Here is a 24796-nt window from a genome sequence, read left to right on the forward strand (position 1 = left end):
CAGGCCTTAACGCCATAAAAACAGGCGGTATTCCCGGAAATAGCCGCTTCGAACGCGTTCTGGTCGTGAATTCCCAGTCCTTGGCCAGGCGGCGGCATCGCGGACCCTGTCGCCCGTCCAGTCGCCATCGGCAAAGACATGGTGCAGCCAGGGAAAGCGCCGGCGAAGGGCTTTGAGGACATCGATCGCGCCATCACGGTCCATTCATCGCCTTGGTGCGCTGCGTGATGGCCTGCGCCATGCGGCGGCCTGTCCTGCTCCCACTAACGGGCAATGCCCCAACTTCAGTCGTCTGATGACCATCGCCGCCGGGCGCACGCGCGAGGCGAAGGGCAAGCGCTGAACGGTGTTGGGTGGGTTTGATCAATATCGATAAAGGACATCAAAATATGCTATTGCGACTAATTTGCATTTATGTCAGAAAGTCCCATATTTCAACGCGCCGTAACGGACCGATCCCGTCGGCCTGTGATCGGGGAGTTTCGCGTGCCCGCCGTTGCAGCAACCATGGATGTCGGGGCGCTTTATGCCTCGCATGGCGATTGGCTAAGGCAATGGCTGAGGCGCCATACGCGCTGTTCGCAAAGGGCGGCCGATCTGGCGCAGGATACGTTTTGCCGTGTGCTGGAAACCCAAGAATCTGTCCGCGATCCGCGCAGCTATCTTTCGACCGTGGCGCGCCGCATCCTGATCGATGATATTCGCCGCCGCGAGGTTGAACGGGCCTATCTCGCGGTCCACGCGGCCCGGGTATGCGAGGCCGACCACCTGACGCCCGAGCGTGTGACCGAGGCAGCGCAGTTTCTCGATGCGATCCTGCGCCTGCTGGAAACGCTGCCGGCCAAAGCGCGGCAGGCTTTCATGATGGTCCGGTTCGACAGCCTGCGTTATTGCGATGCGGCGCAGGCGTTGGGCGTATCGGAACGCATGGTGAAGCGCTATGTCGCGCAGGTCTATGCCCATTGCTATGCGCTGGCTTATCCTGACTAAGTGACCGATCCGCGCCCCACCCCCGATATGATCGCGCAGGCCGCCTATTGGGTGGCCCAGTTCGCAACCGACGAAGCGACACAGGATGATCGCGATGCCTGCGAGGCATGGTGTCAGGAAAACCCTCTGCACCGGCTGACTATGGAGCGGATGCGCGGGCTCGACGTGCGGTTCGAAGGCACGGACGATATCGGCCGGGAAGTGATTGAAACCATGGTCGAACGCCGATCGCGCAAAACCGGCCGTTGGGGCGGGTTGGCCCTTGGACTGCTGATGCTGGGCGGCGGATGGCTCGCGGCACAGACCATGGCGGTGCGCGCATGGTTTCCCGACTATGAAACGGCGCGGGGCGAGCAGCGCCGTGTGACGTTGGCCGATGGCAGCGCGATCACCATCGACACGGACGCAGCGCTGAGCTTTCGCCGCAACCATGCCCGCAGAACCATCACCTTATTCCGGGGGCAAATTCTGGCGCGCGTGGCCAAGGATAAGGCGCGACCCTTCATCGTGGAAACAAGCGACGGCAGCGCCACCGCAAAAGGCACCGCCTTTGTCGTGCGCCGCGAGGGCGATGCGACGACTGTAACCGTCATCGAGTCCCATGTGCGGGCATGCCCGGCAAAAGCCAGCGCCGCCGATTGCGCCGATCTCTCGCCCGGTGATCGCGTGCGCATGACACAAGGAAAGCTGGTCCGCCTTGGCCCGATAGATCCGGAGGAGGCCGCCGGTTGGGCGCAAGGCTGGCTCGCCGCCGACGATCAGCCGGTCGTGGGCGTGCTGCGCGAACTCAACCGCTATCGGGCCCATCCGGTGGGTTTTGACGCCGCCGCGCTTTCCGGCGTCCGGGTCTCGGGCAGCTATCCCTTGGTCGATCCCGATCGCGCGCTCGAAGGCATTGTGCGGTCGACCGGGCTTCGTCTGTCGCGCGCGCCTGACGGAGCGCCAATCGTGAGCCGGGCAAAATAATTTTCCGATTTCAGGTTCCCGATTTCCAAACTCGCCCGTCCCCATTGTGAAGCGGTTTTGCAAAGGGGTTTTCCAAGTGGTGAAGTTCAGGGAAATGTGTGGCGCGGCGGCTGTTGCGATGGTGGTGATGGGCCTTGGCGCGGCGCCGATGCAGGCGCAGGCGCAAACCCCGCAGATGACGCAAAACATCGACATTCCCGCCGGTCCGCTTGGCAATGCCATCGCCCAGCTTGGCCGGAAGGTGGGCGTGATGATCGCCTTCGATCCGGCGCTGCTGCGCGGCCAAAGCACGGCGGGCCTGCGCGGCGCCTATACGCCCGCGCAGGCCCTTGAACGCCTGCTGCAAGGGAGCGGCGCAGAGGCCCGCCCGGATGGCCATGGCGGATTTACGCTGGTCAGGCGCGCGGCGCGGGCGACGCGCAAACCCGCCTCAGTGCATCCTGCGCCCCGGACTCCTGAGAAAATGGAACCGGCGCAAAGCGATGATATTGTCGTGACCGCCATTGGCACGAAAACAAACACCCCGCTGCGCGAGACGCCCCAGTCGATTTCCGTGGTGTCGATGGAGCAGGCGCGCGAACGCAGCATCCTCTCGGTCGGCGATGCCGTAACCTACAGCGCGGGCGTCTTTGCCAATACCAAGGGCGTGACTTATGGCGGCGATGCTCTGGCCATTCGCGGTTTCGGCAATGATGGCACAACCGGCACGGCCACCAACAGCTATATCGACGGATTGCGATTGAGCGGCACGGGCTATGCCAGCGGCGCTCTCGATCCCTATCTCTATGAGCAGGTGGAGGTTGTGAAAGGCCCCACCTCGGTCCTCTTTGGCCAATCGACGCCCGGCGGCCTCATCAACATGGTCAGCAAAAGGCCGCAGTCCAAGGCCGGGGGCGAAATCCTGCTGCGTTACGGCACCTTTGATCGCAAACAGGTCGCCGGAGATATCACCGGGCCGCTGACACAGGATGATCGCCTGCTTTACCGCCTGTCCGGCACCTATTTCGATACGAACGGCATGACCGCCTTTTCCAATCGAAAGCGCGTGATGGTCGCGCCTTCGCTGACGTGGAAACCGGGCGAGCGAACCACCCTCACCCTGCTGACTCATTATCAGAAGGACAATTTCAAAGGGTCGACACTGAACTGGCTGCCCACCATCGGTACGATCATCGCCAATCCCTATGGCAATATAGCCGCCAACCTGTTCACCGGCGATCCCAATTATCAGGGCTGGCGCCGCGAAGTTGCCTCGGCAGGTTATCAGTTGGAGCACCGCTTTAGCGACGCGATCACATTCAACCAGAATTTCCGCTATACCAACAACAGGCTGAACAACCAGAATATCTATATCGCCGCCCTCGCCGCCGATCTGCGCACCGCCACCCGGCAGGCTTTCGGACTGAATGAAAAGTCCGACGATTTCACCATCGACAATCGCGCCACGTTGAAATTTGACACGGGCGCGGTTGCGCATCAGGTGCTGGTCGGGCTGGACGCGCAATCTTTCCAATACAGCACGGTGCGGGAATTTGTCACCGCGCCGACACTCGATCTGTTCGCGCCGGTCTATTATCAAACGATCCCGGCTCGCGCGCCCTTCCGCAATCAGAAGTATAACAACCGGCAGATCGGCCTCTATGCACAGGACCAGATCGCCTATGAAGGCTGGCGGTTGCTGGTTGGCCTGCGGCAGGACTGGACCCGGTACAGGCTGACCTCCTATCTCCCGACAGGCGCCACCGACAACAGCAATGCGGCGCTGACCAAACGTGCGGCATTGCTCCATAATTTCGACAATGGTCTGGCGCCATACTTCAGCTATGCCGAGAGCTTTACGCCGCAATATGGATCGGATTATTCGGGCAAATCCTTCGACCCGGAAATGGGACGCCAATATGAAATCGGCATAAAATTCCAGCCTCGCGGCAGCCAGAGCTTCGTGACGGCGGCCATTTTTGACTTGCGGCGAAAGAACTATCTCACCGCCGACAGGGATCACTCACTCTATTTCGTGCAGATCGGCGAGGTACGGATGCGCGGGCTGGAACTGGAAGGGCATGTCAAGCTTCCGGCCGGGTTCAACGCGATCGGCGCCTATACTCTTCTCGATTCCCGCGTCACCAACAGCAATGACACCGTATCGGGCATCGACCCGGCCGATCTGACCGTAAAAACCCGCGCCCAACAGGGGCTGCGCTTGATGGCGGTGCCGATGCACAATGCCTCACTGTGGCTGAAGTATGCCAACCCGATGGGCGTAACCCTGGCTGGCGGCCTGCGGTATACCAGTGAGACCTTTGGCGATGCCGCGAATTATTCGCGTGTTCCCGCTTTCACGCTGGTGGATGCCTCGCTGCGTTTCGATCTCGGCGCGTGGCGGCCCGGACTGAAGGGTCTGGAACTCTCGGCCAAGGCGAGCAATCTGTTCGACAAGCGCTATATCGCCTCCTGCGTCGGCACCAACCGTTGTTATTATGGCGAAGGGCGCCATGTCATCGTCGATCTGGCGTGGCGCTGGTGAAACGGGCCGCGCCGGGGCGAAAGGCTGTCCTGAACCGTATTCTGGCCGGTCTGGGCGGCGGCTATCTGCTGGCCGCCGCTGCGGCGGCAGGGCTGGCCGCGATATTGCCGATGCCGCGGATCGAGGCCGTGGTGACGGCGCAGATCGCCGCCTATGTCCTGTTCGTTCTGGCGGCACTGACGGCATTCCTGCCGCGCAGGGGTGCGACGGCATGGGCGATTATCCTGCTGCCGACGGCGATGTTTGCGATGGCGGGATGGCTGGGAGGCGCCCGATGAGAGACGGGTTTCGCCAGACCATGGCCTTTCTGCACAGCTGGGCCGGCCTGTTTCCGGGCTGGCTGCTCTATGCGATCTTCCTGAGCGGTTCGCTGACCTATTACCGGCAGGAAATCACCCTGTGGATGCGGCCCGAATTGAGCGGCGCGGCGGCCGATCCGCAGACCGCCATCCATGCCATAGACCGCCTGCGCCAGACAGCACCCGATGCGCGTCTGTGGCGCATTGATCTGCCCAACGCCCGCAACCCGGTGACCGAAATTTTGTGGAAGGGGGAAAAGGGCGGCTTCCGCTCCGAATATCTCGACCCGCGCACCGGCGGGCAGATGCGCGGGCGCGAGACGATGGGCGGCGACTTCCTCTATTACTTCCACTTCGACCTTCACGCGCCATTCCGGCTGGGGCGCTGGCTGGTCTGCTTTGCCGCCATCGCCATGCTAGTGGCCATCATCAGCGGGATCATCACCCACCGACGGATATTCGCCGACTTCTTCACGTTCCGCCCGCGCAAGGGCCAGCGCAGTTGGCTCGACGCCCATAATGTTGCGGGGGTTCTGGCCCTGCCCTTCTGCCTTATGATCAGTTTTACCGGCCTCATCACATTGGCCACCATGTTCATGCCATGGGCCATCCAGCGGGCTTATTCAGGCGATGCTGCCGCCTATGCCCGCGATCTGAAAGGGCAAGGGGTGGTCGCGGCGGCGGTATCCTCCGCCGATGCGCCGGCGCTTTCCGGGCCAATGGTGGACCATATTGTCGGCCGGGCCGAACAGATGTGGCCCAAGGGCCGCGCCGGTCGCATTCTGGTGGACAATCCATCGTCAAAACACGCGACGGTGACGGTGGAGCGGCGGGATGCGGACAGCACATCCTATGATCTGGCCTGGTTGCGGTTCAGCGCCGATGGGCGGCTGATCGCGCGCTATGACGGCAGCGGCCCGGCTGTGACAACGCATGGCTGGCTCTATGGTCTGCATCTGGCCCGTTTTTCGGGTGGGACATTGCGTTTCCTGTTTTTTCTTTCGGGATTGCTTGGCACCGCGATGATTGCAACCGGGCTCATCCTCTGGGTGGTCAAACGGCACCCGAAAAACCAGGCGTCCCCGCGCCCCATGGCGGCGGAGCGCGCCAATGTCGCCGTGATCGCGGGCCTGCCGATCGCCATCGCGGCTCTGCTGCTGGCGAACCGGCTGCTGCCTGCGGGAATGTCAGGGCGCATGGGATGGGAGGCCTCGGCCTTTTTCCTCTCATGGATCGCAGCGCTGATGAATGCATGGATGATGCCGCCCAAACGCGCGTGGACAGGACAGCTGCGCTGCCTTGGCCTGCTGTGCGTCGCCGCCCCGATCCCGCAGATGTTCGTGCCTGACAGCGGGCTGTTCGCATGGTTGCGGACCGACGACATGGCGCGGACCGGCGTCGATCTGGCTCTGTTCATTACCGGCCTCGCTGCCTTGGCGGCCGCGAGCAAGGCAAGCGCAAGCCGGAGGAGGAAGGCATGACCCTGCTGCTTATATGTGGCGGTTTGCTCTGCCTGTGTCTTTCGATGGCGCGGCATCAGCGTGACCTGCTGGCGCGCTCGTTGTCAAAGCGGTCGTCGCAAGCTCTGCGATGCAGCGGCTGGGCTGCGCTCTGCCTGTCCCTGGGTCTGGCCGTGTACGGCGGGCCGCTCGCGATCCTGTTCTGGATCGGCGAGTTGAGCATGGCAGCACTCCTTGTGGTGGGGGCATGCACTTACGCTTCAACATGGAATAAGGGCTCCAGCCGATAAATTTCGAAAGGTCATTCAGCAAACGGAGCGGAGACGAAGCGCAGAACTGAGATCGCCGGGATCGTCGCGAAGCAGCCAGCCATCCCCCAACTGATCGCGACCGTCGTCATGAAACAGTCAGATCAATGGGCTGTTCTGTGCGGACGCCACATGTCTCTTGAAACCATCGCCCCGGTGAGCGGCAATCCCATCGCCATGCTCTCGACCGTGCCCGGAACATGACCTGCCCTAGCTGACGCCGGATAACGCGGGGATCAGCCCCAGTTACACCACGCAGGGGGACACGGTCGCGTGGAACTTGCTCAGGCCACTGCCGAGGTCATATTCCCTCGGGAAACCGGGCAAACGGCGTTTACGGAGACGGTCGATCTGACGGCGTGATAGCCTTGCCCAAAGGGAATCCTGAGCCCAAGCGGCATTTTTATATAAAATTTCGCATAAATCTTTTTATGCTCAAAATGAAATAATGCCAACATATGCTCGAAATGACATATTGTCGTTTTATGTTGTTTAGAGCATAAATAGCTTAGGAGATTCCTATGCCTCATATCGCACGTTCCCCCCGCCAGCTAGGCAATATCATACAGCGCACCCGTAAACAGCGGGGGTTGACGCAAACCGACCTCGCCAATCTGGCAGGACTGCGCCAGGAAATGATCTCAAAGATTGAGACCGGGCACGAAGGCACCAAGCTTTCTTCGATCTATGCCCTGTTTGCCGCGCTTGACCTTGAGCTGATCATCGACATCCGATCACAGCGACCTGCCAAGGATATCGAGGATATCTTCTGATGGGACGCCGTAAGACGCATGCCCCTCTCAACGTCCTCATCAACAATCATCTGGTCGGGCAACTGCACAAAGAGGCAAGCGGTGCGGTCAGTTTTAAGTATGACCAGAGCTGGCTGGACTGGGCTCCGGCCTTTGCCATTTCCCTGTCTCTACCCCTGCGCGAAACAGCATATAATGGCGAGCCCGTCATGGCGGTCTTCGACAACCTGCTGCCCGACAATCCGCATGTCCGGACGCGTGTGGCCGAACGGATGGCGGCTCACGGAGCCGATTATTTCAGCCTGCTGGAAGCCATCGGGCGCGACTGCGCCGGTGCCATGCAGTTTCTGCCCGGTGATGATCCCGCTGATACCGAGTTCTATGTGAAGGGGGAACACCTCAGAGACGAGGAGATTGAAGGCATTCTGGCCAGCCTTGCCACCGCACCACTCGGCGTCGACAAGGAACAGGAGTTTCGTATCTCGATCGCAGGCGCGCAGGAAAAGACAGCGCTCCTGCACCATGAAGGACATTGGATGCGGCCCATCGGAACGACCCCGACCACCCATCTTCTCAAGCCGCAACTCGGCGAAATCCCGACCGCCTTCGGCCCGATCGACATGGTGGCCAGCGTCGATAACGAGCATTACTGCCTGAAGCTTCTGGAAGCCTTCGGTCTCGACGTAGCGCAGACAAAGATCGTCACGTTCGGCCAGCGACGTGTGCTGGTCGTCGAACGCTTTGACCGCCGCTGGCGCAATGCGCAGTATCTGCTGCGCCTGCCGCAGGAGGATTGTTGTCAGGCGATGGGCATCCCCTCGGCGCAGAAATACCAGAACAACGGTGGTCCCGGCATGATCGACATCCTGAAACTCCTGCAAGGCTCGGACGAGCCGCAGAAGGATCAGGTAGATTTCTTCAAAAGCCAGATCTTGTTCTGGTTGATTGGCGCGACAGATGGACATGGCAAGAATTTCAGCGTCTTCCTGAAACCCGAAGGTCGCTACAGCCTGACACCGTTCTACGACGTACTCTCCGCGCAACCCGCGTTCGACAAACGCCAAATCCCAAACAACAAATACAAGCTGGCCATGTCTGTTGGCAGCAATCGTCACTACCGCGTTCTCGATGTCGTCGGAAGACACTTCATCCAATCCGGCAAAGCGGCAGGCCTCGGGCCTACGCTCATGAAAGAAGCTATTACGGACATTATGGATCGAGCCAAGAATGCGCCGAGCAAGGCACTTGCACAAATGCCCGAAGATTTCGCGCAGGAGGTGCATGACAGCATCGTGGCCTGCATGCCCGTCCGGCTCCGCCTGCTCGAAACGGCCTTTGAGGAACTATGATCCCAAGCCTAGGAGGTCTGCCATGATTTCTGCCATGATTTTTCTTTGGGTTATTGCCGGAATGGCATAAGTTGGCGAAAGCCGCAGATTTCTGCGTCTCTCGACTAAGCTGGGATGGTGCCTCCGGGCGGGCATCAAATTTTGGTACCGCCATGCGGAGGTTCGAATCCTCCCGCCCCAGCCATTCTTCGATTATCATCGAAAATCAAAGCGACGGGTTCATTTCCCGGATACTATGCGGCTGGCCCCTATGCCTGCTATGCACAGGTCCGAACCGAAGAGCGGTTGGTCAGCAATGTTCAGCCCAGCAGCGATCAATGCGACATAGGCGCTCCGCGCGTTGCCAGTTTGATTTCCGCGCCCGACATCGCGCGGGCGCGACATGCTCGCTGTTCATACACCGCGCGGGGTGTACTCAATCCGTCACCGGCATTCAGGCAGGCTTCGGTGGCGGCGTGGGCGATGCGTTGGTGCAGTGCGGCCTGTCCGGCGGCCGAGCCCAGATTCAAATCGGCATAGGTCACGGCGACTGGCGCGGGTTCCGCGGCGGGATCACCCGGATTCATGGTGCCGTGGGCCATGGCGGGAATGTTGGCCAAAGCGGCGGCAAACGTGGCGATGATGAAGGTCTTGGCCATGGATCTGCTCCTGCGTTGTGCTTGTCCAACGGACAGGCGGGTGCGCCCGCGACCTCGCGGGGGGCGGGCGCGTGGGTTGACGGGGAAATTGTGTTTATCGGAGGGGCAAAATCGCCGATCCGCGCTTGATCAATTGGACGGCTGAAACACTATGCCGCCCGGCCATGGCATGAAACGCGCGGTCCGCAGACGGAGAGCAGGCGGACAATCGCGAACCACCCGGCCGGGACGCATGAAAAATGCCTTCATTGCGAAAACCAATCTTCTGGTCAGCGGGCAGGAACCCGAATTTTCCGGCGCGATCGGGCGATTTCATCCTCGGTTGTGATCGCGTGGAAAACGAACCTTTGCCCGTCTCGATGATTGGATTAACGCGAAAGTGCCGATGCCCCAATGGCACATTTTTGACCGGGCATAGACGACGGCCTGTTCAGGCGGCGATGTGGCCCACGGCGGCGGCCCGGTCGCGCAATGTGCGTGCCGCCGCGCCCAGATAAACGATCATCTTGGTTGCAAAGACCCATTCCACCGCCGTCCGCCCCGCAGGGGTGAACAGGACCGCCCGGTTTCTGACCGCAATCAGGCCCGCCGCCTCGCCCGCCGCCAACATACGGCGGACATGCATCCGCGACACTTTGAATCTGCGCGCCTCCGTCGCGATCGCGAAGGGAACGGGCGCATCCGGCGGGAAGACGTGATCGGGCGCCGCATCAAGAAGCCGATACAGGATCTGGGTGCCGGCATTCCGGTGCAGGAACACATGGTGATAAGCATCGACGTCATGGCCCTGCCGGGTTTCGTAGAGGAAACCGTGCATGAGGTGCCGGATGAAGCTGTCGAACACGATGGGATTTTCAATATCCGATGCGATTTCCCCCGCCGCCGGGGCAAGGACCGCCAGTGCTTCGGCCAGCAGCGCCAGATGCCTGCGATAGGTGGCCAGAAACTTTTCCGTGGCGAGATAGCGTGCCGGTGCACCGGTCTCCCTCAACGGTTTCGCTTCCACAAAGCCCAGATAGATCATGTAGAGGAGAAGCGCGCGGGCACGGCCGGGACTGGCCAGTCCAAACTCCGCCATCAGGGATTTCAGGCGCGGCAGGGATATCCCGCCCGACATGTGCAGATGCGCAGCCGCCAGCGCGGCGACCTTGCGCCCGGCATCCTTGAAGATGCCGTCCAGCGACGGATCGTCGGCGGCGGCTTCGAGCATGGTTCGGATCAACCGGCGGACCGCGCGCGGATAGGCGGGATCCTGGCGCAGGCGGGCATAGCTTTCAGGCAGGATCGACGCTCCCGTATCCCATGCGAACAAAGCGGCCAAGGAGACGTCCGCGCTCATTTTCGCTTGCGGGCCCGGCGGGTATTCCGGGGCATGGGAGGGGCCATCCGCGCCATCAGGCCGGATGCCTTTCATCGGGAAATCGGTCGTATGGATGCCCGCACTGACCATTCGCTGCCCTCAGACCGCGATGCAAACGGCACCCGGTCGATGTCCTTGCCGCAAGCTATCATCGAGCCCGCAGGGAAGGAAGGCCTTCCGCAATGACAGCGAGGCCGGGCCGCCTGCCCCGCTGCCGAACAGGTAAGATCCCGCCCGGCAGCGTGGCGAAGCGGCCCCAAATTCACCCGCCCAAACGATACGGGCCCGCCATCATCAAAAGCTGGCGATCCTTGCCACAATCCGAACCGAGCGGCCCGGCATCACCACCAGATCCTTGTTGAAGGATGTGGCATAGCGCTGAACGTCATTGGTCAGGTTCTGCCCCACCAGCGAAAATTCCACGCCCTGCCACTGTTTGAAAGGGCGCACCGCCACATGGGCCGAGAGCGCGTTGTAGCCCGCCGTGGCCGTGTCAAACAGGCCATAGTCATTCTGGGTGCCATAGCGGGTATAGCTGAAACCGGCATCCCAGCGCGGGCTTTGCCAATCCAGCCCGCCGCCCAGACGCCATGGCGCGATACGCGGCACATTGTTGCCGTCATCCAACGTGGCCCGGGTCAGATCGCCCATCACCCGCGCGGTCAGGCTGGTGTGGGCGGTCTTGACCAGATCATAGCGCGCCTCGCCTTCCAGCCCCCGGAAATGGGCGCCCTGTTGGCGATAGAACACTTCGCGCAGATCATTGGTATCGCCCGCCACGCAATTGCCGTTATCATCGCAGGTGCGCCCCGTCAGCTCGCCATAGATGTAATTGGAAAACCATGTGGAATAGAGGCTGCCTTCAAAATGAAAGGCGCCGCGATTGGCGCGCAGGCTCAGCTCCAATGCCTTGGCGCGCTCGACCTTCAGATTGGGGTCGCCGGTTTCATAGGTCTGGGGGCCATCATGCCCGCCGCGCGCAAACAATTCCGTCAGCGCGGGCGCACGCCCCGTGGTCGAAGCCGTCAAGCCAAGCTTGATCCCCGGCGCTGCGGTGTAGAGCATGCCCAAGGCAGCGCTGACCGGTGTGTAATTGCGGCTGGTGAATTGATCCGACAGCGGTGTGCCGGTGACGGAGACATGCTCCACGCGGGCGCTGGCCTCCAGATGCAGCGGCTTGGCCAGTTCGACCTCGCTGAACACATATCCGGCGATGTTTTGCGAGGTGGCAGGCTGAAGATAGGAACTGTCCGCGCCGACGGCCGAGAAATCACGGTGCTGATACTCCACGCCCAGCGCCGAATTGCTGATCGCGCCCAGACGGTTGAACAGCAGTTCGCCGCGCAGATTGGCTTCCTTGTTTCGGAAAGTGGTGTTGACCGAGCCGTCGGGATTCTTTTCCTGATGCTGATAATCGCCATAGCTCCCGTCGATATTGACCGACTTGAGCAAAGGCGAGGCAATCTCGATCACATTGCGGCTGATGACCTTGGTCTGGCACATGTCGATATAGGTCGTGTCGCTGGGGATGCCATATTGGGCGTCATAATGGGTGACGGCCAGCCCGGCATGGCTGCCGTTGCCAAAGAAATAGGAGCCGCCCAGCGATCCGCCCCAACCATGGAAAAACGAATTGTCCTGTCGCCCCAGCGGCGTGTCATAATCACCGGTGCGCCTGTAATAGGCGTCGGCATGCAGCGCCAGATCGCCCGCCTTGCCATCCACCAGCCCGGCGACCTCGCCACCGCGATTGACGCTGGTATAGGATGAGGTCAGTTCGCCCGACAACGGCGTCTTGGGCAATTCAGTCGGCACGCGGTTGTTGATCGTGTTGATCACCCCGCCGATCGCCTGGCTGCCATAGCGCAGAGTGGCCGCCCCGCGCACAACCTCGATGCTGCGCGCGGACAGCGGATCGATCGGCGTGCCGTGGTCGGGGCCGATGTCGGAAACATCCGAGATGGACGTGCCGTCTTCGAGCAGGCGCACGCGATTGGAATCCATGCCGCGAATGATCGGCCGCGAAGCCCCCTGTGCAAAGCCGGAGGCCGAGACGCCCGGCACGTCCTTGAGAGCGTCGGCGATGCTGGTCCCGCCCGCCTGCCGGATCTGCTGCGTGTCCACTTTGGCGGGGATGGACGGCGTTTCATCCTGGGTATGCCGAAAGGGCGTTGCCGTGACCACGATGGCCGGTCCCGATCCATCATTAGGGCCGGCATCGGCGGCCCATGCGGGAGCAGCCGCCATCAAGCTGGCCACAAGCGAGGTGCTTGCCAGAAGCGAGGGCAATTTCATGGTTTCAGTCCTTTTTATTCCGATCCGATAGTGTGCCGCCCCCTCAGGCACGGGGTCTGCATAGACGAGATCCTGCAATGTAACAAGATAACATATCATTTTCTCCGTTTGCGGGGATGGAGCCCCATTTCCTCCGTCGGAAAGCCATAAAAACATGTCGGATCAAAGGGCCTGACAGTGTTTCCGTTTGCCCGCCCGCAAGGGGCCGGAAAGGGCAGCAACAGAAGGGGGTTCACAAAAAAACTTAGATTATTATGTTATGTTATACCATATCAAACTGCCATCAACCCGCGCTCAGGCGTCACAGCCTCACGCCCAAAGGAAATGCCATGATATTCTCAATCACCCTCCTGCCCCAAACCGGACAGCCATGGTGGCCAAGGCCATGATGCAATCCCTGCCGACCGGACTGGATCTATCCGCGCTCGGGCTCATGTTCATGCTGGGCCTGCGCCATGGTCTTGATCCCGACCATATCGCCATGATCGACAATATGGTCTTTTCCGTAAACCAGCGCAGACCGCGCCTGGCTGCGTGGATCGGAACGCTTTTTGCCCTTGGCCACAGTCTTGGCGTGGCCGTGGTGGCGCTTCTGGTGGCCGCTGTCGCCCACAGGCTTTCGCCGCCCGCGTGGTTTGCCCCGGCCAGCGAGGTTATGGTGCTGGCCATGCTGTTGGTGGTCGGCATCGCCAATCTCCACGGGCTTTTAAAGCCCGCACCCTTTCGCCCGACCGGCTGGCGCTCGCGATTGCTGGCGGGCTGGATCGACAAGCTCGACCGGCCGGTGTCGATCCTCGGCGTAGGGCTGATGTTCGGACTGGTGTTCGATACCATTACTCAGGCTGCGGCATGGGGTGCGACGGCCACAACGCGCGGCGGCCCTGCGGCTGTGCTGGCGCTGATCGGGGTGTTTTCGGCGGGCATGATACTGGTCGACACAATCGACAGCCAGATCGTGGCCCGCGTCCTGCGCTCGATGCGAAAGCAGCGCATCGAACGGTTTCGCCGTCTGGTCGGCTGGCTGGTGGTCACGCTGTCGCTGGGCGCGGCGGCCTATATCATGCTCGACGCCCTGACGCTGGTCGGCTCCTTGCCCGGTCATGCCGCCACCACCATCGGCGTGCTCACCGTGATTGCCATGCCTGTACTGGGCCTGCTGGCCGCCCATTGGCGCGGGCGCCGGGCGCGGTGACCGCGCAAAGGACCGCAAGCCGCCTATTGAGGGCCGGTTTGGCGCGCCGTCGCGATGTGGTGATACGCCCCATGATTGCTTTGCTGATCGCTGCTTTATGTCCCGCGCTTGCCAAAGGTATCGCCGCGCTGCAATCCATCGCAAAGAACTGGATCAGGCGCTGCAAAAAACAGTCAGTATGCGTCTGCAGCCCTATTGAGGAGCCCTAGGGCGATCTGCGCGAAAGGCATGGCAAGGATCATGAAGACAATCCGCTTTCCCGATGGCACCGCCGTTCCTGCGCTGGGACAAGGCACATGGATGATGGCCGAAAACCCCGCGCGGCGCGGCGACGAGATCGCGGCCCTGCGCGAGGGGGTCGAGCTTGGAATGACCCTGATCGACACCGCCGAAATGTATGGCGAGGGCGAGGCTGAAATTCTGGTGGGTGAGGCTATCGCAGGCCTGCGCGACAAGGTCTTTCTGGTCAGCAAGGCCTATCCCCATCATGCCTCCGCCCGGCTCCTGCGCCGATCCTGCGAGGCCAGCCTGAAGCGGCTGGGAACCGGCCATCTCGACCTCTATCTCCTGCACTGGCGTGGCGCGGTCCCGCTGGGCGAAACGGTCGAAGCCATGGAGAGGCTGGTCGAGGCGGGCCTGATCGCCCGCTGGGGGGTCAGCAATCTGGATATGGCCGATATGGAAGAACTGATCGAGGCGGGCGGCCATGCCTGCGCTACCGATCAGATCCTATATAACCTCACGCGCCGCGCGCCGGAACTGGATCTTCTGCCCTGGCTGGCGGATCGCTCGATGCCGGTCATGGCCTACAGCCCGGTCGAGCAGGGGCGCCTGCTCTCGCACAAGGCTCTTGCCGAAGTGGCCCGCCGTCATGAGGCAAGCCCGGCCCGGATCGCGCTGGCATGGCTGCTGAGCCGCCCCGGTATCCTGCCCATTCCCAAGGCGGGGTCGGTCCGGCACGTGCAGGACAATCGCGCAGCAGCCGATCTCAAGCTGAGCGACGAGGACATCGCCCAGCTTGAGCGCAGCTTCCCCTGCCCGACCGCGCGCCGAGGGCTTGAGATGCTATAGCCGCTCCGGCGCGACCATCATCGCTTGGCTTGAACCACCCAGCACGCCGCCTCGAACCGGGCGACGCCGTCGACCACGAAACCGGCGAAGCCGCGATCCAAAGCCGCTTCGAGGCGGCCCCATTGCGCCTCGTCCAGATCGGCCGCGATGGCGTCCATCCCGCCCATGCGCCGGGCATAGACCGGCAGATCATCGGCGGACAAGGTGCATAGCACATTGATCGGCCGAATGTCGATGTCGCTCCATCCGGCATCGGCAAGAATGCCCCTCACCCGCCCGTCATCAGCAAAGGCGAACTGGCCGGGCGCATCGGGTGCAGGATCGCCCTGCGGCCCCAGCACTTGGGCGATGGCCCGGCGCTGCACCGTCATGAAAGGATTGTCCGAAGCGCTGCGCCAGGCGATGCAGGTCAGCGCGGCTCCCGGACGGGCCGCCGCTCGCAGATTGGCGAAAGCGGCGACCGGATCATCGAAGAACATCACCCCGAAGCGCGAGACAATCGCGTCAAACTGCTCCGGCGCGAAGGCGTGCCTTTGGGCATCGGCACACAGGAAGCGGACGTTGCCCATGCCCTCCGCGCGGCGGGAGGCGGCATCGACAAGGTCCTGCGAAATGTCGAGACCGGTGCAATCCACCTCGCCCCCGAACTGCTGCGCGATGGCCAGAGTCGTCGCCCCCGCCCCGCAGCCTATGTCGAGCACGGCGCGCGCGCCCTGAGCCTCCACCGCGTCGACCAAAATGCGTTCGAAGGGCGAAAACAGTCGGTCGAGCATGGGCTGCAATTCAACCCACACCTGACTGCGCTGTGTGTTCCACCCCGTGGTTTCCGGTTGCTGATCCGTCATATGCGCTCCTTGCCTAACCTGTCGATTCGCGCCATGTTGCCACTTCAAGTCCACTTGAGGTCAAGATGGCATTGATCGATATTGCCGAACTGGCCCGTCGCAGCGGCGTACCAGCATCGACGCTCCGCTTCTATGAGGAGAAGGGGCTGATTGAATCGCTGGGCCGTCGCGGTCTGCGCCGCACATTCGATGCCGACGTAGTAGAGCGTCTGTCGCTCATCGCGCTGGGCCGGTCGGCGGGTTTCTCGCTGGATGAAATCGCCGATATGCTGGGGGATGGCGGCGCGTCGCATATTGATCGGGCGATGTTGATGAACAAGGCCGAGGAGATCGACCGGACCATTCATCGCCTTGTCGCGCTGCGCGATGGCCTGCGCCATGCGGCGGCCTGTCCCGCGCCCAGCCATGCGCAATGCCCCACCTTCCGCCGCCTGATGACCATCGCCGCCGAGCGCACGCGCAAGGCAAAGGGAAAAGGCTGAACGGACCGGGGCGGGTATCCGCAAAGGAGGTCCAAACCGGCCATTGCGAATGGTTCGTATTTCCAGCGGGAGAACCCGTAATTCAACTCGCTGTCACGGACCAATCCCCGTCGGCTTGTGATCAAGGAGTTTTCGTATGGCCGCCGTTGCAGCCGCCATGGTTGTCCCGGCCCATGCGCGCATCGCGCATGGACATGGCAGGTCCGCCGCCTTGGCCTGCTGTGCCTCGCCGCCCCGATTCCGCAAATGCCCCTGTCAGAGAGCGGACTGTTCGCACGGATTCGTACCGGCGAATTGAGCATCGCGGCCCTCATTGTGGCGGGCTCCTGCACTCTTGTTTCGGCAAGGCGCCCATGAAAGCCGGTCATTGCGGATCGTCCAGACTGAACTGATCGGCATCCTCATGATAGGTGAATATCTCGGCATAGCGCCCCCAATTGGTGACGGTCCGCAGCGTTTCGCTGGCGAAATCCTCGCTCATGTGGTCTTCCAGCTCGTCGCGGAAACGGCGCGCGGGGGCCTTGTGGCTGGCGCGCTCGTCAAGGATGCGGCGGATATGGCCCGCCAGCGGCACATGGGCCAGCAGCGCCTCGCCAAACATCGCCTTGCGCTGGTCAACGCCTGCCTGCGCATAGCCCCGCGCGGATGGGGTGAGCAGCAGATCGGCCCCGCGCAATTCGGCAAAGCGCAGCAATTGCAGCGTTTCGGCCATCGGGAACAGATCATCCACCTCGAAATTGAGCGTGGCGGCCAGTTCGGCCATACCGGCCTTGCCGTTGAAGGGTGTGCCGTCCACCTCCTCGATCAGCCCCGCCAGCGTATTGGTGGAAACGCGCGGCAGGACCATGGCGATGCCTGTGCCGGGAAACACGCCATCGCGGGTGGGCCGAACCTGATCCGGGCGCGCGGTCATACGGGCGTAAATATCATCAACCAGCGCGCGAAACGGCGGATCCAGCCGGTCGCGCGGGCGGGGAATATCCACCCTGATCTCGGCCACCACGCGGCCCGGATTGGAGGAAAACACCAGAATGCGGTCGCACATCTGCACCGCTTCCTCGATATTGTGCGTCACGATCAGGATCGACTTGATCGGCATCCGCCCTTCCGACCACAGATCGAGCAGATCGGTGCGCAAGGTTTCGGCCGTCAGCACATCGAGCGCGGAAAACGGCTCGTCCATCAACAGCAGGGACGGATTGACCACCAGCGCCCGCGCCAGCCCCACCCTCTGCCGCATCCCGCCAGACAGTTCCTTGGGATAGGCGTGTTCGAACCCGTCGAGGCCGATGAGGTCAATGGCGGCCAGCGCGCGGGCGCGGCGTTCCTCGGGCGGCACTTTCTGCGCCTCCAGCCCCAGTTCGACATTTTCCTGCACCGTCAGCCATGGGAAAAGCGCGAAGGTCTGGAACACCATGGCCACGCTGGGGTCGGGGCAATCCGGGCCGGCGACGCGCTCCACCGTGCCGTGGCGCGGGCGGATCAGCCCCGCAATCGAGCGCAGCAAGGTGGATTTGCCCGAACCGGAACGCCCCAGCAGGCCGACGACCTCGTTCTGATACAGCGTCAGATCGACATTTTCGAGCACCAGATGGCCGCCCGGCGGCGGGCCGTAATAATGGTTGAGACCATTGACCTCGATCAGCGGGATGGCGGGCAGCGGGGCGGCAGGAGCGATGGTTGCCATGGGAAATACTCCGAAAATCAGGAAAGCCGCAGGCGGCGCTCGCCAAAGGCATAGAGCGGGCGCCAGACCAAGCGGTTGAAACCAAGGACGAACAGGCTCATCACGGCGATGCCCAGCGCGACCTGCGGATAATGGCCCGCCGCGGTGGCATCGGCGATATAGGCGCCAAGGCCATGCGCTTCGAGGCGATGGCTGCCCCATGTCACTACCTCGGCCACGATGGAGGCGTTCCACGAGCCGCCCGAAGCGGTCAGCGCGCCGGTGATATAATAGGGAAAGACGCCGGGCAGCGCGACCTGACGCCACCATTGCCAGCCCCGCACGCCAAACATGTCCGCCGCTTCGCGCAGGTCGTTGGGGATCGAACTGGCCCCCGCGATCACGTTGAACAGAATGTACCATTGCGTACCCAGAATCATCAGCGGCGAGAGCCAGATGTCGGGCAGCAGGCCGAACCGCACAATGCCCATCACCGCAAAGGGAAACAGCACATTGGCCGGAAACGCGGCCAGAAATTGCGCGACGGGCTGAACCCTCTCGGCAACGCGCGGGCGCAGGCCGATCATCACCCCAAGCGGCACCCAGACCGCGCTGGCCAGCACGATCAGCACCACGACCCGCACCAGCGTGATCGCCGCATAGCCAAAGGCCAGCAGGATGTCATGCAGGCCGAGCGAGGTCAGCACATAATGGCCGGTCCAGCCCAAGGCCGCGACCACCACCATCCAGACCGACGCCTGCCATATCCGCTCGACCACGGCATTGCTCGGGCGAGGTTCGGCCCCGAAGCGTCTGGATCGACGCGGCTCAAGCGCCAGCAGCAGCCCGATCATGGCCCCGATAGGCACAAACAGCAGCGGCAGGACGCGGGTGCGGCGAAGCAAATTATAGATCCGGCTCTGCGGAGCCTCGGCGCCGGCCGTCTGTTCAAAACGGAACCGGTCGGCCCAGGCCACGATCGGGCGGAAAAACAACTGGTCATACGCGATGATGACCAAGGCCATCATGCCCACCGCCCAGCCCACCGCGCCGAAATCCTGATGCGCGATGGCCAAGGCCAGATAGGAACCGATCCCCGGCAAGGTCACGGTCGTATTGCCCAGAGTGATCGCTTCGGAGGCCACGACAAAGAACCACCCGCCCGACATGGACATCATCGCGTTCCACACCAGCGCGGGCGTAGCATAGGGCAGGTCGAGCCGCAGGAACCGGCGCAGCGGCGAGAGTTCGAAGCCTTCGCACACTTCCTCCAGATCGCCGGGCAGATTGCGCAGCGACTGGTAGAAGCTGAAGGCCATGTTCCATGCCTGCGAGGTGAAAATGGCAAAGATGCTGGCCAGTTCCACCCCCAGCACATTCCCGGGAAACAGGTTCATGAAAAAGGTGACGGTGAAGGTCAGGAAGCCAAGGATCGGCACCGATTGCAGAATATCCAGCGCAGGCACGATGATCTGTCCGGCACGCCGACTGCGGGCGGCCAGCGTCGAGACGATCAGCGTGAACAGCGTGGAGGCGAGAAGCGCGGCAAACATGCGCAGGACCGTGCGCAGCGCATAATAGGGCAGATGCGTCGGATCGAGCGTCACCGGCTCCAGATGCAGGCTGGAAAGCGGCTCGACCATCCCCTCACCCGCGCGGAACACCAGCAGCGCCAGACCCGCGAAGATGACAAAGGCCATTGCATCCTCGCGGCTGGGGCGCGTCAGGCGCAGCATCCGCGAGAAGCTGGGCAGGACGGGGAGCGGTTTTTTGTCAGGGCTCATGGAACGACCCTCTCACAAGGCTTCAGAAGCCTGCATGAACGCGAAAGGCGATGATATCGGCCGGGCCGCGATCGCGGTTGTAGCCGGGATTGGCGATATGCTGATAATCGAGGGTGAACGAAGCCCAGCCCACAGGGCGCAAGGCGTAATAAGCCTCGATGATTCGTTCATCCCCCGGATGGGGCAGCGCGCCATCGCCCACCAACACGCCCATGCCGCCCGCCGCCAGCCAGCGCCTGTGTGCATCGGAAATGCCGTTGACCACGCCCGCCACGGCCAGCGTATCCTGCGGCCGCCCCCATGCCTTGCCCTTGAGCGCTCCGCCGAAAGCAAGGCTGCGGTCGATGTCGGTGAAGTCATAGGTCTCGATCACACCGTCGCTGGTCCCGGCGCGCAGGAACAGGCCAAGGGCATCGGTCACGTCCTGCTCGGCATTGAGCGCGATGCCGAAGCGATCCTGCCTGCGCCGCACGGGCGCCAGGTCGAGCGGCGCGCCCCTGGCCAGCGCCTCGTCAAACCGCGCGAACAGGCCGCGATTGCGAAAGCCCGTCACCCGCAATGCGCCCTCGCGCCCTGCGATGCGAAAGCGCCGCTCGCCCTCGATCATCAGGGCGTTCTGGGAGAAATCCGCCTCCAGCTCGATGCCGTTGGGAATCTTGGACAGATTGTACAGCCCCGCACGCAAGGTCCACGGCCCCTGATACCATTCCGCCGCGATGCCATAGGTATAGCCCCAGGCATTGGCCGCGTAATCGAAGCTGCCCGTGTCGACCAACGCCCAGTTGAGGAAATCGCCGCGCGGGTCATGGGCGAATTTGTTGGTGTCGAAAATATCGCCTACGCCCATCTTGCCCGCGGTGATGACGATGCGGTTTGCCGTGGTGGTCGCGCGCAACTGGTTGATCCCCGCCTCCAGCCCGACCGTATCCCCGCCCAGCGCAATGGTCTGGCGGGCAAAGGCGCGCTGCAGTTTGAAATAGGGCGCCATCTTTCCGACCTTATAGGCCTCGGCGCTGGGGAAACCGCCCGCGCCCAGCGTGTTTGACAGGCCAAAGCCTTGATCCACCTCGGGATTGATCCAGATCTCACCGCCTTTCCAGAGACGCAGGCCAAAATAGAGCGTGGCATCATTGGTGGCCTTGACCTGATGGGGATCGAGGCTGTTGTCGGCGGCATAGGGTGAGGCGAAGCCGCCAACGCCCTGTACCACCCCGGTATATTGGCCATGGACGGCATAGCGCTGATCGGGCGGCGGGGCCTCGTCGGCAAAGGCGGGGACGGCCGGCATAGCCAGCGCGAAAGGCGCGGCGCACAGGGCGCGCAAAGCAGTCAGATTGATCATTATCGGGTCCTTGAACGGAAAGGCACACCTTCCGTCCCGACCCATCGCGCATCAGATTACACGCATGGCTTCCCGGTTCGGAAAGATGCCGACCGCCACGCAAGCGTCAGCAAGGCGTTGAGCCTACTGTCGCCCTCGTCGGCGGAATGGTTGCAACTTCGCGGCATCGATTGATTCCCTCGGAACGTCGGTCATGGCTGCCGGTTGCAGGCCGACTCGACTTGGGCGGGCATATACCCTAGGGGGGTATGGTATCAAGGTGAAAAGGTCAGAGCATGAGCCATGTTGCGGCTGAAAAGCAAAAGCTCCTCAATCGGCTGAAACGGCTGAAGGGACAGGTTGATGCGCTGGAACGCGCCGTCAGCGGCGATGTCGAATGCGCCCGCGTGCTGCAACAGGCCACCGCCTGTCGCGGCGCGCTCGAAGGTTTCATCGCCGAGGTGATCGAGGATCACATCCGCGAACATATGATCGAGCCGGACCTGCCCGTCAGCGACCCCAAGGTGCAGGCCGCCGAGGAACTGGTGGCGATCGTCAGAGCCTATCTGCGGTAAAGCGCCGTCCGCCCTGCCCCGTCATCGGGCACATGAGCGGTTACTTGCAGACGCAGCTTCATGCTCTAAACTGCGCGGGGCAAGCAAATGGGAGGCGGCAGATGGCCGAGTCCAACCATGATGGAAAGCACTCTGGGTCCACCATCCTGCCCAGGGCGGCGACGGGGTTATTTGCGTACTTCCTGACTGCGCTGTTGCTGATGCATGTGATCCGGCCCGATTACACGGTCATCGATCATATGATCAGCGATTATGCGGTCGGCCGTTTCGGCTGGATCATGACGACGGCCTTTGTCGCCTTGGGCGCGGGCTGCCTGACGCTGGCCTTGGGGCTTTTGCGGGATGGGCCGGGATCGTGGCCGGGCCGGATCGGGGCAGCGCTTCTGATCGTGGCGTTTGTCGGCCTGCTTGTGACAGCGCTCTATCCGACAGACCTTGAAACCGCGCCGTCAACGCGCACCGGCGATATTCACGCGATCAGCTTTCTGGTGAATATCGTCAGCATCCTGCTCTCTACGATGTGTCTGGCATGGTCCTATGCTCTCGATCCCCGCTGGCGCGCCCATCGAGCTACGGCGCTGGCATGGGCCGGACTTTTGATCGCCGCCTTTATCGCCCAGTATCTGACCCTGCACAGGGGCGCGCCTTATGGCATCACCAACCGGTTCTTTGTCGCTGTCCTGATCGGATGGCTTATGTTGAACAGCCGGTGGCTTCAGTCATCTGTGAACCGGCGCTCCACCTCCGATTGACAGGTGCGGCGTCGCGCCGCCAGACTTGCGGCCATGACCCTTGAGCTTTCCCTTCGCGACGCCCGACGCATTGCGCTTACGGCACAGGGTTTCGGGGGGCGACAGTCCGAGCGTCCGGCGGCGGGGCAAATGCGCCGCGTGCTGGACAGGCTGGGCCTGTTTCAGATCGACAGCGTGAACGTGTTGACGCGGGCGCATTATCTCCCGGCCTTTTCGCGCATCGGGCCGTATGATCGTGCAGATCTGGAGCAGGCGGCGTGGGGCGCCCGACGGCACCGCCGCATGTTCGAATACTGGGCCCATGAGGCATCGCTGCTGCCGCTCGATCTCCATCCGCTGCTGCGCTGGCGCATGGCGCGGGCGGAGCGCGGCGAGATCGGATACTCTGCCTTGCGGCGCTTTGCGACCGAGCGCCGTGAGGAAGCCCAATTTGTGCTCGACAGGATCGCGGCGGAAGGCCCGCTGACCGCCGCCGATTTCGAGAATGGGGCCAGCAAAAGCGGATGGTGGGAATGGAGCCAGACCAAGCACGCCCTCGAATGGCTGTTCTGGTCCGGGCAGATCACCACCTCCACACGGCGAGGAAGTTTCGCGCGGGTGTATGATCTGCCGGAACGGGTTTTGCCGCAAAAGATTTTGGCCCTGCCCACACCGGACGCCGCAACCGCACAGCAAGAGCTTATCGCCCGCAGCGCCATGGCTTTGGGCGTGGCGACCTTGGCCGATTTGCGCGACTATTATCGTCTCAAACCGGATGAGGCCGATCACGCCATCGCGGCGCAGGTCGATGCGGGCCTTCTCGTGCCGGTACGGGTCGAGGGCTGGACGCAAAAGGCCTGGATGCACCGCGATGCCCGTCCCCCTCGCAAGATCACCGGCGCCGCGCTGCTTGCACCTTTCGATCCGCTGATCTGGGAACGTGGCCGCGCCGAAAGGCTGTTCGGCTTCCGCTATCGCATCGAGATTTATGTTCCGCAGGAAAAGCGCGCGCATGGCTATTATGTCCTGCCCTTCCTGATGGACGAGGCTCTGGTCGCGCGCGTTGATCTGAAAGCGGACCGCGCGGCGGGGCTCCTCCTTGCCCATCGCATAACGCTTGAACCGGATGCTCCGGCCGAGACCATGGTGCGGCTTCGGGCCGAACTTGAACGCATGGCATCGTGGCTTGGCCTCGCAGGGGTGCGTGTGGCGCCATAGCGCGGAAGCGAGCAGAGCCGTCCCGCGCGCTCCGCCCCTATCGCAGCGGCAGGAACAGATCGGTGATCGCCTCCTGCTCGGGCACATCGGGAAAAAAGCGGATGCGTTGGGCGTAGAGCGGAAAGTCGCGCAATTCCTCGCCGCTGAGGGGCAGCCATGTGCCGTAGAGAAATTCCGCCGCCGGGCGCAGATCATCGCTGTTGCCCATCACGCGCAGCACCGCGCAACGCCCGCCCGGAATGACGCCCGCCTCAACCCCGGCATCGGCCGCTGTCAACGGACGGCGGATTTCGGTGGCCAGATCGAGATGATAGGCCTCGGGTCCGCTGATCTCCGGGTCGGTGTGAAAGATCGTATAGGTGGCATGATCGGCGGCACGCGCGCCATTGCCCTTGCGCCACGCGATAAAGCGCCTGATCGTTTCGCCAAGGCGCTGCGGATCGCCGTGATGGCTCATCAACGCGATGGTTACATCGGACACCTCGCGCAGGGATACATCGTTGCTGGAAAACTGCTGGGTCATGATACGGTTCCTGGCTCGGGAAAGCGGCGCCATTGCCGCCTCCCATGCCGCCCAGTCCGGTTGTTCCCGAAAGGCCAGAGGCGCCTGCCCGATGCGCTGTCGAAAGGCGCGGGCGAAGCTGTCGGGCGCTTCATAGCCGGCCTCGAACGCGATGTCGGTCACGGTGTCTGCGCGATAGGCCAATCGCGATGCGGCCCGTTTCATCCGCGCCATCTGCACATAGCGGTGGAGCGACATGCCGAACATGGCGCTGAACTGCCGGTGGAAATGAAAGGGCGAAAAGGCCGCAACCCCGCTCAGCACTTCAAGCCCAAGATCGCCGTCGAGATGGCGGTGGATATGATCGACCACCCGCTGCATTCGCAGCAGATAGCGGGCCTCGGTCGTGTCGGCAGCGGTCATCGGGAACTTCCTTCGTGGTGGCCCCGCCACTTAGCCATGAAGGCA

General features: G+C 62.5%; 22 protein-coding genes and 1 pseudogene. 14 read left to right on the forward strand and 9 right to left on the reverse strand.

All coding sequences use genetic code 11. From position 1 onward, the window contains the following. Nucleotides 1-93: 93 nt before the first annotated feature. A pseudogene (locus tag FHW92_RS18550) lies at nucleotides 94-201 on the reverse strand (IS5/IS1182 family transposase); the annotation flags it as partial. 285 nt (nucleotides 202-486) lie between these two features. Here FHW92_RS18550 and FHW92_RS18555 point away from each other — a divergent pair. The 8 genes from FHW92_RS18555 (at nucleotide 487) to FHW92_RS18590 (ending at nucleotide 8648) form a co-directional block, all read left to right on the forward strand. Continuing rightward, nucleotides 487-990 carry a sigma-70 family RNA polymerase sigma factor gene (locus FHW92_RS18555; RefSeq protein ID WP_349237710.1) on the forward strand — a complete coding sequence of 168 codons (504 nt, stop codon included), beginning with the start codon at nucleotides 487-489 and terminating at the stop codon, nucleotides 988-990. Further along, complete coding sequence (locus FHW92_RS18560) at nucleotides 991-1956, forward strand: FecR domain-containing protein (RefSeq protein WP_349237711.1); 966 nt, start codon at nucleotides 991-993, stop codon at nucleotides 1954-1956. It begins immediately after the preceding gene. A gap of 79 nt (nucleotides 1957-2035) precedes the next feature. Then, nucleotides 2036-4480 carry a TonB-dependent siderophore receptor gene (locus FHW92_RS18565; protein ID WP_168604768.1) on the forward strand — a complete coding sequence of 815 codons (2445 nt, stop codon included), beginning with the start codon at nucleotides 2036-2038 and terminating at the stop codon, nucleotides 4478-4480. Then, the gene (locus tag FHW92_RS18570; protein ID WP_210428592.1) at nucleotides 4468-4758 is read left to right on the forward strand and encodes a hypothetical protein; all 291 of its coding nucleotides are present in this window, start codon (nucleotides 4468-4470) and stop codon (nucleotides 4756-4758) included. The genes FHW92_RS18565 and FHW92_RS18570 overlap by 13 nt, the downstream gene beginning before the upstream one ends. Beyond that, the gene (locus FHW92_RS18575) at nucleotides 4755-6260 is read left to right on the forward strand and encodes a PepSY-associated TM helix domain-containing protein (RefSeq protein WP_168604769.1); all 1506 of its coding nucleotides are present in this window, start codon (nucleotides 4755-4757) and stop codon (nucleotides 6258-6260) included. Before FHW92_RS18570 ends, FHW92_RS18575 begins: the two co-directional genes overlap by 4 nt. Then, nucleotides 6257-6529, forward strand: coding sequence for a DUF3325 domain-containing protein (locus FHW92_RS18580; protein WP_168604770.1), 273 nt, complete (start codon nucleotides 6257-6259; stop codon nucleotides 6527-6529). The genes FHW92_RS18575 and FHW92_RS18580 overlap by 4 nt, the downstream gene beginning before the upstream one ends. A 539-nt stretch (nucleotides 6530-7068) precedes the next feature. Next, on the forward strand, nucleotides 7069-7320 hold the full coding sequence (locus FHW92_RS18585) for a helix-turn-helix domain-containing protein (protein WP_168604771.1): 252 nt from the start codon (nucleotides 7069-7071) through the stop codon (nucleotides 7318-7320). Beyond that, nucleotides 7320-8648 carry a type II toxin-antitoxin system HipA family toxin gene (locus tag FHW92_RS18590; RefSeq protein WP_168604772.1) on the forward strand — a complete coding sequence of 443 codons (1329 nt, stop codon included), beginning with the start codon at nucleotides 7320-7322 and terminating at the stop codon, nucleotides 8646-8648. The genes FHW92_RS18585 and FHW92_RS18590 overlap by 1 nt, the downstream gene beginning before the upstream one ends. 314 nt (nucleotides 8649-8962) lie before the next feature. Here FHW92_RS18590 and FHW92_RS18595 read toward each other — a convergent pair whose 3' ends face one another. The 3 genes from FHW92_RS18595 to FHW92_RS18605 form a co-directional block, all read right to left on the reverse strand. Next, nucleotides 8963-9286, reverse strand: coding sequence for a UrcA family protein (locus FHW92_RS18595; protein ID WP_168604773.1), 324 nt, complete (start codon nucleotides 9284-9286; stop codon nucleotides 8963-8965). 430 nt (nucleotides 9287-9716) lie between these two features. Continuing rightward, complete coding sequence (locus tag FHW92_RS18600) at nucleotides 9717-10625, reverse strand: hypothetical protein (RefSeq protein WP_168604774.1); 909 nt, start codon at nucleotides 10623-10625, stop codon at nucleotides 9717-9719. Between the two features lie 315 nt (nucleotides 10626-10940). After that, nucleotides 10941-12941 carry a TonB-dependent receptor gene (locus FHW92_RS18605; RefSeq protein ID WP_168604775.1) on the reverse strand — a complete coding sequence of 667 codons (2001 nt, stop codon included), beginning with the start codon at nucleotides 12939-12941 and terminating at the stop codon, nucleotides 10941-10943. Between the two features lie 385 nt (nucleotides 12942-13326). Here FHW92_RS18605 and FHW92_RS18610 point away from each other — a divergent pair, with 385 nt between their 5' ends. Both FHW92_RS18610 and FHW92_RS18615 read left to right on the forward strand, forming a co-directional pair. Further along, nucleotides 13327-14133 carry a nickel permease gene (locus tag FHW92_RS18610; RefSeq protein WP_246870272.1) on the forward strand — a complete coding sequence of 269 codons (807 nt, stop codon included), beginning with the start codon at nucleotides 13327-13329 and terminating at the stop codon, nucleotides 14131-14133. 240 nt (nucleotides 14134-14373) lie between these two features. Beyond that, a complete protein-coding gene (locus FHW92_RS18615) occupies nucleotides 14374-15204 on the forward strand; it encodes an aldo/keto reductase (RefSeq protein ID WP_210428593.1) in 831 nt (276 codons plus the stop codon). Nucleotides 15205-15221: 17 nt separating this feature from the next. Here the strand turns inward: FHW92_RS18615 and FHW92_RS18620 are convergent, their stop codons facing one another. Further along, the gene (locus FHW92_RS18620) at nucleotides 15222-16049 is read right to left on the reverse strand and encodes a class I SAM-dependent methyltransferase (protein ID WP_168604777.1); all 828 of its coding nucleotides are present in this window, start codon (nucleotides 16047-16049) and stop codon (nucleotides 15222-15224) included. A gap of 65 nt (nucleotides 16050-16114) precedes the next feature. Here FHW92_RS18620 and FHW92_RS18625 point away from each other — a divergent pair, with 65 nt between their 5' ends. Next, complete coding sequence (locus FHW92_RS18625) at nucleotides 16115-16531, forward strand: helix-turn-helix domain-containing protein (protein ID WP_168604778.1); 417 nt, start codon at nucleotides 16115-16117, stop codon at nucleotides 16529-16531. Between the two features lie 364 nt (nucleotides 16532-16895). On the opposite strand, the gene FHW92_RS18630 is transcribed toward FHW92_RS18625, so the two are convergent. Genes FHW92_RS18630 through FHW92_RS18640 form a run of 3 tightly spaced genes read right to left on the reverse strand, consistent with a single transcriptional unit; the run spans nucleotide 16896 to nucleotide 21323 of the window. Next, on the reverse strand, nucleotides 16896-18218 hold the full coding sequence (locus FHW92_RS18630) for a nitrate/sulfonate/bicarbonate ABC transporter ATP-binding protein (protein ID WP_168604779.1): 1323 nt from the start codon (nucleotides 18216-18218) through the stop codon (nucleotides 16896-16898). 17 nt (nucleotides 18219-18235) lie between these two features. Then, complete coding sequence (locus tag FHW92_RS18635; protein ID WP_168604780.1) at nucleotides 18236-19981, reverse strand: ABC transporter permease subunit; 1746 nt, start codon at nucleotides 19979-19981, stop codon at nucleotides 18236-18238. Between the two features lie 22 nt (nucleotides 19982-20003). Continuing rightward, nucleotides 20004-21323, reverse strand: a complete 1320-nt coding sequence (locus tag FHW92_RS18640; protein ID WP_168604781.1) for a carbohydrate porin — start codon at nucleotides 21321-21323, stop codon at nucleotides 20004-20006. 275 nt (nucleotides 21324-21598) lie between these two features. On the opposite strand from FHW92_RS18640, the gene FHW92_RS18645 reads away from it, so the two are divergent. From FHW92_RS18645 to FHW92_RS18655, 3 genes are all read left to right on the forward strand, one after another. After that, the gene (locus tag FHW92_RS18645; protein ID WP_168604782.1) at nucleotides 21599-21877 is read left to right on the forward strand and encodes a metal/formaldehyde-sensitive transcriptional repressor; all 279 of its coding nucleotides are present in this window, start codon (nucleotides 21599-21601) and stop codon (nucleotides 21875-21877) included. 101 nt (nucleotides 21878-21978) lie between these two features. Further along, nucleotides 21979-22629 (forward strand): DUF998 domain-containing protein, encoded by a 651-nt coding sequence (locus FHW92_RS18650; protein WP_168604783.1) that lies wholly within the window; start codon nucleotides 21979-21981, stop codon nucleotides 22627-22629. A 33-nt stretch (nucleotides 22630-22662) separates the two neighbouring features. Beyond that, nucleotides 22663-23826 carry a crosslink repair DNA glycosylase YcaQ family protein gene (locus FHW92_RS18655; protein WP_168604784.1) on the forward strand — a complete coding sequence of 388 codons (1164 nt, stop codon included), beginning with the start codon at nucleotides 22663-22665 and terminating at the stop codon, nucleotides 23824-23826. A gap of 37 nt (nucleotides 23827-23863) precedes the next feature. On the opposite strand, the gene FHW92_RS18660 is transcribed toward FHW92_RS18655, so the two are convergent. Continuing rightward, the gene (locus FHW92_RS18660; protein ID WP_210428594.1) at nucleotides 23864-24751 is read right to left on the reverse strand and encodes an AraC family transcriptional regulator; all 888 of its coding nucleotides are present in this window, start codon (nucleotides 24749-24751) and stop codon (nucleotides 23864-23866) included. Nucleotides 24752-24796 lie beyond the last annotated feature (45 nt).

This window comes from Novosphingobium sp. SG707 (genome assembly GCF_012275515.1).
Taxonomy (GTDB): Bacteria; Pseudomonadota; Alphaproteobacteria; order Sphingomonadales; family Sphingomonadaceae; genus Novosphingobium.